This is a genomic window from Micromonospora sp. NPDC005324 (assembly GCF_040607155.1).
Lineage (GTDB): Bacteria > Actinomycetota > Actinomycetes > Mycobacteriales > Micromonosporaceae > Micromonospora > Micromonospora trifolii.
This window is the reverse complement of sequence record NZ_JBEXGE010000040.1, coordinates 59,428-70,005: the sequence shown is the minus strand read 5'-3', so window position 1 is coordinate 70,005 and position 10,578 is coordinate 59,428. Positions and strand designations below refer to the sequence as shown.

General features: G+C 72.8%; 5 protein-coding genes. 2 read left to right on the top strand and 3 right to left on the bottom strand.

Annotated elements, in window-relative coordinates:
* Both ABZS40_RS30335 and ABZS40_RS30330 read right to left on the bottom strand, forming a co-directional pair.
* A partial coding sequence (locus ABZS40_RS30335) for a DUF808 family protein (RefSeq protein WP_354947185.1) occupies positions 1–650 on the bottom strand: 650 nt, incomplete at its 3' end.
* 847 nt (positions 651–1,497) lie between these two features.
* The gene (locus ABZS40_RS30330) at positions 1,498–2,748 is read right to left on the bottom strand and encodes a hypothetical protein (protein WP_354947183.1); all 1,251 of its coding nucleotides are present in this window, start codon (positions 2,746–2,748) and stop codon (positions 1,498–1,500) included.
* Between the two features lie 198 nt (positions 2,749–2,946).
* On the opposite strand from ABZS40_RS30330, the gene ABZS40_RS30325 reads away from it, so the two are divergent.
* Both ABZS40_RS30325 and mycP read left to right on the top strand, forming a co-directional pair.
* Complete coding sequence (locus tag ABZS40_RS30325; RefSeq protein ID WP_354947181.1) at positions 2,947–5,286, top strand: hypothetical protein; 2,340 nt, start codon at positions 2,947–2,949, stop codon at positions 5,284–5,286.
* Between the two features lie 12 nt (positions 5,287–5,298).
* Complete coding sequence (gene mycP, locus ABZS40_RS30320; protein ID WP_354947179.1) at positions 5,299–6,534, top strand: type VII secretion-associated serine protease mycosin; 1,236 nt, start codon at positions 5,299–5,301, stop codon at positions 6,532–6,534.
* Between the two features lie 31 nt (positions 6,535–6,565).
* On the opposite strand, the gene eccCa is transcribed toward mycP, so the two are convergent.
* Positions 6,566–10,507, bottom strand: a complete 3,942-nt coding sequence (gene eccCa / locus ABZS40_RS30315) for a type VII secretion protein EccCa (protein WP_354947177.1) — start codon at positions 10,505–10,507, stop codon at positions 6,566–6,568.
* Positions 10,508–10,578 lie beyond the last annotated feature (71 nt).

The window sequence follows — 10,578 nt, the reverse complement described above, 5'->3', positions numbered from 1 at the left end:
ACCAGCGTCGTCTCGTCCTGCACCTCTTCCTCGCCCGCGCCATGGGCATCGCGATGGGCGATCTTCGCCCACACCTTCTCCGCGCCTTCATAACAGAGGTAGGCGCCGCCGAGCATGAGGATCGGAGTGAGCAGCCAGGGCACGAACTGACTGAGCAGCAGCACCGCCGGCAGGATGATGAAGAACTTGTTGCGCAGCGACCCCACGGCAATGCGCTTGATAATCGGCAACTCGCGCTCGGCCGCCAGGCTCCGCACGTACTGCGGCGTCACGGCAGCATCGTCGACGACGACGCCCGCAGCCTTGGCGCCGGCCTTCGCGGCAGCCGCCCCGATGTCATCGATCGACGCGGCAGCGGCGCGAGCCAGCACCGCCACGTCATCCAGCAGGGCTACGAGTCCACCGGCCAAGGGAGGGTCCTTCCAGGGTTGCGCAGAGTCCGAACTGGCCCATTCTCGCCCAAGTCCCTGCGCGCGGCACGCCCACCGCCCGGTCGTATCCAGCCCCTTGGCGGCCGCATCGTCACTGAGTACTTCGACGTGGGCCAGAGCCGCTCGCTGCCCTGGCAACGCCGAACCCAGGCCAACATCCTGCTCACTGCGCTGCGAGACCCGCATCGAGGCTTTTCCGCCGTCGTTGTCGGCGAACACTACCGAGTCTCCTACGGCAACCAGTTCGGTCTCACGGCGCCACTCTTCGCGCACTACGGCGTCGAACTCTGGTTCCCGAGATCGGCGGCCCCATCGACCCCGACAACGAGGCACACGAACTCGTCATGTCCTTTTCGGCGGCGGTATGAGCAAAGGCGGACGCAACCGCATCAAGCTGCGAGTCCGCACCGCCATGGCCACCCAGACAAGCCTGGAGGGCCGCTACCTCGGCGGACGCCCACCATACGGCTACACCCCTGCAGCCGCCGGTGCTGCACCCGCTCGGAGGAGTCTTCCAGGTACGGCGCAGAGTACGCCGCAGACTGCCGGTGCGAGCACGTCCCGCTGACCGCGCCCGCCTCGTACACCGCCCACCGCCGCCGCTGGCTACCCGCCGGCCCAGGAACCTACGCCCACCGTCGCGACGGACGGCGCAACCATGCCCGCCACCGCGACCTCATCGATCAACAAGCCATTGCACACGCCGCGCCAGGAGCCGGCGTCAGCCCCGGATCGTCCAGACTAGAAGGTGCGGACACCGCTTAGCGGCGTACCAGCTTCCCTGCAGAACCGCAGGACCGGGCCGCAGGCGGCGTTCGGCCTCTTGGCGCACGGCAACGAATAGCTCCTGCTCAGTGGCGAGTACCGCCGACCTCTATACCGGCCAGACGTTAGAGAGGATCGCATCACCGCCGGCTGGCCACCATTCGCACAACGCCGAAGACGCCCGTTGCCCGCACGCACTGCTCACGTGCTACCCGCCATCAATAATTTTGCGGGCGTTCAGGGGACCCTGTCGTTCCGATCTCCGGGATGGTGACAGCTTCCCTGGGCTGGAGACCCGTCGTCACCACCGGCAGCGGCGCCGGCACGGATACCCTCCACCGACTGGGCCACCTGGACCGCCCGGGCCGAAACCGGGGTTCGGCACCGTGGGCGCGGACGTCGGGGCGGTCGTGGTCGAGGGTGCCTTCGCCGTCGTGGCCGGTGGTGGAGCCGGTTTGGTGGTGGCCGGCGCGACCTTCGTCGGGGCCGAAGGTCGCACGGACGGTGACGCGGAGGCCGGCGACGGTGACGGCGACCTGACGGAGGGTGGGGCCAGCCGGGTGTCGAGCTGGTAGTAGGCGGTGTAACCGGCGGCGTTCTCCAGGTAGGCCCGCGTCGACACGTCCGGTACACCGCCAGCCCGGCGTACCGTGTCGACCCCCGCACGCCAGGCTGCCGCCGCCAGCAGGTACGGGTCCCCCGGTAGCGCGGTGAGTTCACGGACCAGGCGGCACATGGCGGTTCCCAGCACCGGCACCGCCTCCTGCGGTTCCCACACCGAGGCGCCCTTCGGGGCGTTCTCCTGCCACAGGTCGTCGGAGAAACCCGCGATGCCCAGCTGCCCGGACGTGCCCCGCTGCTCCGCGTTGAAGCCGGACAGCGCCATGAGCTGCCCGGCGATCGCCGGCGGGCTCACCTCGGGACACCGGCTGCCCGCCGCGACCACCGCGCCGACGAGGTCGTCGGGGAGCGGCACCGCGTCCGGCACCGAACTACTCGCCCTGAACTGGGTCGACCCGGGGGACGCGAACTGCTGGAGGCTCTCGTAGTAGACCGCGTACTTGCCCGCCTGACCGACGTAGTCGTTGGCCTTGCCGGGCACACGGCCGGCCTCGCGGACCTTGGCAAGTCCCGACACGAACGCCGCCAGCGCCAGCCTCCACGCGTCGCCGTCGACACCGCTCGCGCGGACCTGGCCGACGAGGTTGCACATCAGGTGCGCCAGCGCGAGCACGCTCGCCCCGGTGTCCTCGCGCTGCGCACCGGGCCACGGCGCCCACCGCCGCCACTGCTCGTCGGTGAGACCCGCGATGCCTCGGCCACCCGAGGTGGTCCTCGCTGCCGCCGGCTCCAGTCCGGACTCGGCCATGAGCTGACCGGCGAGTCGGGCGGAGGTCAAGGCGGGGCAGGCGTGACCCGCCCGATAGACAGCGGTGAGCTGCTCCCCGGAGAGCGCGCGGCCAACCACCGCATCCTTGTCGGCGTAGGCGAAGCCCCAGCCGAGGCCGACCACCAGCACCAGCGCGATCACTACCGCCAGGCCCGCACGCATGCCGCGGTCCGTCCCGGTGATCGTCCGTAGCCCGAAGCCCCGCACCGTGTCCCACCCTCTCCCGGTAGCAGCCACGTCTTGTCAACGTGGACGGGAGCGCGATCGTTCACTCAATTGCACATCGACATCAACGATCCTGCCCGGTGCCTTCCTGACTGAACCGGACGGGGTACCGGTTTCGTTGAGAGAGGCGTGACTGTGATCGGGCTGAGGAGCCGCCGGCGAGGCGCGCAACTGCACAGTGAGTGGCACGGCGCGACCGCTGTCATCTCGCACCCCTTGGATCAGCCGCTGGAACTGTGGCGGCTGCTACAGGCCGAGGCGCCGCCCGACGTCCTGGTCGTGCCGTCGGACCGCGCGCTGCGCGAGCCGGGCTGTGTCGAGCTGCTGCGCACGCTGGTGCGGGACGCTGCTGGTATCGCCGGGGCCCGCCGGGTGTGGGTGGCCGCCGACCGGGTGGGCCGGCCCGACGAGGCGTACGCCCCGTGGTTGACCGACCTCGCCGCCCGTACCGGCGTGGAAATCCTCGCGCCAGACGGCCCGGTCGTCGCGTTGCCCGGCGGAACCTGGTACGCGGCGGGCGGCACCGGTGCCTGGGGTTGGCGCTCGTTCCGGGGCAGCGACGGCTGTCCGGTCAGCGCCAACCGCTGCCCCACCCCGGCCTGGGAACCAGCCCTACCCGACCGGCCGACGACACTCGGGCGGCTGGTCGCGGATCCGGTACCGGCCGGCATGCTGCTGCGCGCGGCCACCTCGGCGCCGGCCGCCGCCGGGGACCCGGCGTACCGCGTTCCGGTCGACCCACGTGGGCCGGTCCTCGTACTACGCCACGCTGGCCGTCCGCCGGCCCCGGCGGCCGACGTCGCGGCGCTCTTCGCCGGCCTGCCGGCGCACTTTCCGGTACGGGTGGAGACAGCGCTGCTGGACCCCTCGGACGTCGCGCCGGAACCGGCGTGGTTCGACGCCCTGGCCGCCCTGCTCGGCGACGCCCGGCTGCCCGAGCCGGCACCTGTCGAACCAGCCTGGGAGGCGGTGCCGTTGATCGAGGAGGGTTGGCACCGCGCCGGGCCTCGTCTGTTCCGGCATCGGACGGTGCCGGCGCTGCTCGCCGAGGTGGTGCCGCTGGGGGTGTTGCTGCGCCGCGACGGCGGGTACGGGTCGTCCGACCTGGCGTTCGTCGACCCGCTGACGGGGAGCCTCGTGTTGGCGCCGGGGACCTCACCGGCGATGCTCACGGCGGTACGTGAGGCAGGCGGGTCGCCGGATCACGCCCTCCCGGACGAGCTGCCTGTCCCGTCGACAGCGGCCGAGGCGCCGCGGCGTGCACGCCCCACCTGGGCACGCGGCGAGTCGGTCGCGCTGTCCCTCCCGCTGCCACCACGGCCGGTGGCACAGTCGGATCCACCGCCGCGACCGGCCCCGGCGCTCGTCGACCCACCCCGACCACCGGCACCCGTACCTGCGCCGCTCAGCACCGGGCTGGCCCCGGCGCCGCCCGCACCGGAGTCTGTGGAGGCCGCTCCCGGGTCACCGACGACAGTTTCGCTCCCGCCCGTACCGCCGCCCACCCGCGCCCTGGCCAGCGCCGCCACGTCCGGGCCGGACGAGCCCGCACCGCCGCTGCGCCTGGCGGGAATCGGGCCGATCCCGGCGATGCGCACCATCTCCGGCCCGGACGTGATCGACGTACCCGCGGCCGGGGAGGACCAGCGCTGGGTGCCGGCGTCCGCCGTACCGGTGCTCGACCGGGCCAGCACTCTGGAGGAGCAGACCGCGCTGGCCGCAGCGCTGGGAACCGCCTTCCACGACTCAATCACCACGGTAAACGCCGCCCTCGCCGCCTGGCCCGCGTTACGCCAGGAGACCGGGGCGGCGGAGAAGTCGGACCTGATCGCCGTCCGGGCTTTTCTCGGCCACAATGGCTGGTCGGCCGACGAGGTCAACGCGGCGGTGCGCGCCGGTCGGGCGCCCGATACGCCGGGCTATCTGCCCTGCCTGGTATCCGGGCTCCGCCGACTGCCGCCGTGCCGCCGCCCGGTGGTCGGGCAGGGCCGGTTGGGCGTACCGGCCCGCCGGCTGTACCCGGAGGGGGCGACGCTCGTCGAGCCGGCGTTCCGCAGCGTCAGCGCCCGTACCGACGTGGCCACCGAGGACGCGGACGTGGACTTCGTGGTCTGGTCCCGCACCGCCCGCCAGCTCGGGGTGCTCGCCGAGCACACTGAGCTGGACGAGGCGGTGTTCCTGGCCGGTTCGCGGTTCAAGGTGCTGGCCGTCCGCGACGACCCGAGCACCGACCGGACCGCGTTGCCCGCCACCGCGATCCTGTTGCGCGAGCTGCTGCCCGGCGACACCGGGACCGGTCGCGGTCTCGACGACGACGACCGGGCAGCGCTGCGCCGGCTGGATCGGGCGTTGGACCGGCGGCGGTCGGCCCCACCACGGATGGTTTCCGATGCACGGACCGCCGGGCGTCTTGCCGGGCCACCGCTGGGCTTCGTCGCGCGGACGCGTACCGCGAACACCACCCTGACCTCGTGAAAGGTGTTTCCCATGGGCAGCCGACGGCTCGTCTCCGCAGTGACGGCCGGACTCTCGGCCGTCCTCCTCGGCACCGGTCCGGCGTGGACGGCACCGGTCGTTCCACCGCTGCGTACCGGGCAGTGCCTGCCGGCGCCAGGCGGATCGAACCCGGACATCCCCTGGCCGCAGCGGCACCTGACGCCCGAGCGGGCGTGGACCCTGACCGAGGGGGCGGGCGTCGTCGTCGCCGTTCTCGACTCGGGGGTGGATGGTCGCAGCCCGCAGCTCTCCCGGCGGGTCCTTCCGGGCGTCGACCTGACCGGTGCCGGCGGCGGGCGCGCCGACTCCGACTGCCTGGGGCACGGGACGTTCGTGGCGGGAATCATCGCGGCGGCGCCGGCGCCGGGCACCGGGTTCGCGGGCGTCGCACCGAAGGTACGAATCCTGCCGATCCGCATCACCGACCGGCCGGACGGGGCGCCGGAGGCAATCGCGAGGGGCATCCGTACCGCCGTGGACCGGGGCGCGGACGTCATAAACGTCTCGGCCGGCACCACCGTGCGGAGCAGCGCGATGGAGGCCGCGGTCCGCTACGCCGAGCAGCGCAACGTCGTGGTGGTCGCGGCGGTCGGTAACCGGGCCGAGGGTTCCGGCGTCCGCACGTACCCGGCGGCGCTGCCCGGCGTCCTCGCCGTGGGTGCGATGGACACCAGTGGCCGGCGCTCCGACGCGGCGGCGCAGAGCGCACCGGTCTCCCTGATCGCACCGGGCGCGGATGTGGTCAGCATCGGTCCGCGCGGTCCCGGTCACTGGCAGGGCAGCGGGACCAGCTACGCCACCCCGTTCGTCGCCGGGACCGCGGCGCTGGTCCGGGCCTACCGGCCGGGGCTGAGCGCGGCCCAGATCCGGCACCGACTCCAGGCCACCGCCGACCTGCCCGCCGCGGAACTGCCGGACACGGTGTTCGGCTGGGGCGTCGTCAACCCGATGGCCGCGGTGGCGACGGTGCTACCCGAGGAGGGCAGGGTGGGCACGGTGTCCGGTGCGGCGCGCCGCGCGGCGGCCCCGGACCTGGCGAGGTCTGCCGAGGTGGGGCCACTCCTGGCCGCCGGGGTGGCGCTCGTGCTGTTGGCCGCGGCGGGTGGCGCGGTCTTGGCCGTCCTCGGTCCCGCCGGTCACCGCCGTCGCTGGCGGCCGGCGCGGGCGGTCCATCCGTTTGCCCCGGAACCCTCCACGCCGCCGGGCCCGACCCCGCCGGGGCGCTGACCGCGACCGGCGGGGCGGGGCTCCGCCGGGCTCACTCGATGACGGGGGTCTGCACCAGACGTAGGGTGCGGCGGCGGTCGACGTACTGGGCGCGGCCCACCGGCAGCGTGCGAGGGCGCACCCCGCCGAGGAAGGAGCCCTCCTCGCGCGGGCAGGAGAAGAGCACCGCAGGGGTGCCCAGCTCCCAGCTTCGCCGCACGACCTGGTCCATCATGGCGCGGGAGGCGCCTGCGGTCCGGCGTGCCACGATCAGGTGCAGCCCGATGTCCGCGCCGTGCGGGAGCAGCGGCAGAAGGTGCTGCAGGGGCTTCTCTGCCTCGGCCAGCTCGTAGTCGTCGATCAGGACGAAGATCCGGCCTCCGGTCCACCAGTCCCGCGACGGCAGCCGGCTCGGAATGATGCCGGGGCCTGGCACCCGGTCCTTGAGCACTCCGGACGCCTCCTGAAGGGCCGAGGACAGCGAACCCGCGCTCACCGAGTAGCCGATCTGGTGCTCCTGCGGCACCGTGTCGTACAGCTCGCGGCCAAAGTCACCGAAGATGATCCGCGCCTCGTCGGCGGGGTGGTGCGCGGCGATCGAGCGGGCCAGGTGGCGCAGCAGCGTGGTCTTGCCGGTCTCGGCGTCTCCGAAGATCAACAGGTGTGGGTTGCTGTCGAAGTCGTGCCACAGCGGTTCCAGCTTGACGTCGTCGAGGCCGATAGCGAGCTGGACGTCGGCGCTGGGGCGGGAGGCCGTCGGCGCGGGCAGCGCGGTGGCGGGCAGCCGGCTCGGTAGGAGCCGAACCTCCGGCGCGCGCGGCAGTGATCCGGCGGCGACCGCGTCGACCAGGTCGGCGACCCCGTCGGCCAGGTTCTCGGTGTCGCTGTCGCCGTCCACCCGGGGCAGCGCGCCGAGGAAGTGCAGGCGCTCCGGCACGATTCCGCGTCCGGGGATGGCCGGCACGGTGGCCGCGAACTTGCTGTTGATCTCGGAGTCGACCGGGTCACCGAGGCGTAGCTCGAACCGGGTGCCGAGGACGTCACGCAGCCAGGGCCGCATCTCCGCCCAGCGGCGGGCGGCGACGACGAGGTGCACGCCGAAGCCCAGGCCGCGAGCGGCGATGTCGGTGAGCCGAGGCTCCAACTCGTCGAATTCCTGGCGGATGGAGAACCAGCCGTCCACGACGAGGAAGACGTCGCCGTACGGCTCCTGGTCCCGCAGCCCGCCGGCGGCGCGGATCCGGCGGTAGCTCGCCATTGAGTCGATGTTGTGCCTGCTGAACAGATTTTCCCGGGCGGCCAGCATGTTCGACAGCTCCAGGACGGTTCGGGTGACCCGGTCCCGGTCCAGACGGTTCGCCACCGAGCCGACATGCGGGAGCCGGGCGAGCGAGGCGAGGCTGCCGCCGCCGAAGTCGAGGCAGTAGAACTGCACGTCCTGCGGGCTGTGGGTGAGCGCGAGCGCGCAGATCAGCGTCCGCAGCAGGGTGCTCTTGCCGCTCTGCGGGCCGCCCACCACGCCGACGTTGCCGCGCCCGCCGGAGAGGTCGGCGACGAGCAGCTCACGGCGTTGCTGGGCGGGCAGGTCGAGCAGTCCGACCGGAACGGTGAGCGGCTGGTAGCCGCCGATCGGGCACAGGCCCCGCGCCGGGTCCTCGGTGAGCGGCGGCAGCAGCCGGTCCAGGGTGGCCGGTTCCCGCAGCGGCGGCAGCCACACCTGGTGCGCGGCGGGGCCGCGACCTTGCAGTCGCTGGAGCAGCACCTCGGCGAGCATCGGCGGTTTCTCGCCGTCGACCTCGTCGGGAACGTCCGGTGGCGGCGCGACCGGCTCGACGTGACCGGCGCCGAAGGCGACAAGACCGGCCTGCGCGGCGCCCCGCCGGGTCCGCCCGGCCTGCCGGTACGGGCCGGAGGAGTAGGCGGCCTTGAACCGGGTCAGGGTTTGAATGTCCGAGCGCAGGAATCCGTTGCCCGGAACGTTGGGCAGCTCGTACGCGTCCGCGACCCCGAGCACGCTGCGACTCTCCATGGCCGAGAAGGTGCGCAACCCGATCCGGTACGACAGGTGCGACTCGATCTGGTGGATACGTCCCTCGTCGAGCCGTTGACTGGCCAGCAGCAGATGCACGCCGAGGGAGCGCCCGAGCCGGCCGATCATCGCGAAGACCTCGATGAACTGGGGTTTGCTGGTCAGCATCTCGCTGAACTCGTCGACCACGATGAGCAGGGCCGGCATGGGCTCCAGCGGGGCGCCCTCGACGCGGGCCCGTTCGTAGTCGCGTCGGGAGGCGTGGTTGCCGGTGGCCCGTAGGTGCTCCTGACGTCGGACCAGCTCGCCGGTGAGCGCGTCGCGCATCCGGTCGACCAGTTCCAGCTCGTCGGCCAGGTTGGTGATCACCGCGGCGGTGTGGGGCAGCCGGTCGAAGCCGAGAAACGCCGCGCCACCCTTGAAGTCGACGAGGACGAGGTTCAGCTCGGCCGAGGTGTGTCGGGTGGCGAGGGCGAGCACGAGCGTCCGCAGCAGTTCGCTCTTGCCGGAGCCGGTCGCGCCGATCAGGACGCCGTGCGGGCCCATGCCGTTCTCCGCGGACTCCTTGAGGTCGAGTTCGATCGGGGCGCCCGAGGTGGAGATTCCGATCGGAACGCGCAGCCGTTGCGCGGCCGGCCGGTTCGCCCGGTAGGCGTCCAGGTCGAAGGTGCGCAGGTCGGTGATGCCGAGCAGACCGGCCAGGTCGTAGTCGGTGGCCAGCGGCTCCTCGGCGTCGACGGCCTGACCGACGCGGTAGCGGGAGATGCTGCGGGCCAGGGCGTCCACCATGGGCAGGCCGAGCGCGTCCGGGCGGCACAGCCGCTCACGGGACGGCTTGCCGAGGTGGTCGAAGGTCACCAGGTGCAGGTCTCCCGGGGTCAGCTCGGCGATCAGGGTCTGCGGGCGGGCCTGTAGGTCGAACGCGCCGGCGGTGTCCAGAACGACGGTGTTGCGGTAGCCCTCGACCGCGAGCCTGTGCTCGGCGTGGATCGGCGGCCCGTCGAGCACGATCACCGTGAACGGCTCGGACGCGGTGATCGGGGTGTCCGGCTCGAACGCCGGGCGGTCGGCCACCCCGAGCGTGGCGAGCAGCGCGTCGAGCCCTGGCAGGTCCACGGCGACGAGGCGGCGGGCGCCGGCCCCGTCGTGCTCGTCGTCGTTCTGCGCGTGCGGCAGCCATTTCAGCCAGTCCCAGTTCCGCTCCCGGCCGGCAGCGGCCAGGCACACGACGACCAGGTCACCAGGGGCGTGCGCGACGGCGAGCTGGGCGAGCATCGCGCGGGCAAGACCGCTCGTGGCGGCCGGCTCGCCGGTGAGCTGGACCCTGGCGAATCCTCGTAGGTAGACGGCGACCGGCGCCTCGCGCAGGGTCGAGTAGGCGCGGATGAAGCGGCGCAGCGCGTGCGCGGCCATCGGCTCCAGCTCCTCGACCGGCCTGCTCTGCGGCGCGACGAGTGCGGTCGTCGACTTCCGGACGCCAACACCGACCCGCACCTCGCCGAAGTCCTCGTGCGCGGTGCGGCGTTCCCACAGCCGGCGGCTCAGCGCGTGGGACCAGAGCGCCCGCGGGTCGGGGTGCTGCCAGCGGGCGGCGTGGTACTGGTCGACGAGCGCGGTGCGGGCCCGGCGGCGGATCTGGGTGAGGTACCTGTGGTAGTCGCGCCGGTCGCCGTGCATGCGTTCCTTGTGCTCACTGGCCGCCCGGAAGAAGGGCACCACGACACCGGCGACGACCGACACCGCCATCAGACCCATGCCGATGTACGCGAGCACCCCGGCGTCACGCCGGACGAAGACGAGCATCATCGCCATCGAGGCGAGGCCCATGGGTATGTAGAGCCAGATCTGCCCCATGCCGCCGACGGCCGGCTCCGGCACCGGCGGTGGGGGTTGGAGTTCCAGCTCCCCCGGCGGTGCCACCGGACCCGCGGTGCGTGGTCGGCGGACGAAAGGCGTGGTGCCCACCCGCATACTCCCGTCGTTCGTGGAGGTTTCCCCCCGACCTGAGGCCGGCCGCGCGACGGCGGGACCGGTGG

What these genes read in the sequence shown, in the direction of transcription:
- mycP (WP_354947179.1), top strand. Translation starts at nt 5,299, where the DNA reads ATGGGCAGCCGACGGCTCGTCTCCGCAGTGACGGCCGGACTCTCGGCC.
- ABZS40_RS30330 (WP_354947183.1), bottom strand. Translation starts at nt 2,748, where the DNA reads ATGCGTGCGGGCCTGGCGGTAGTGATCGCGCTGGTGCTGGTGGTCGGC.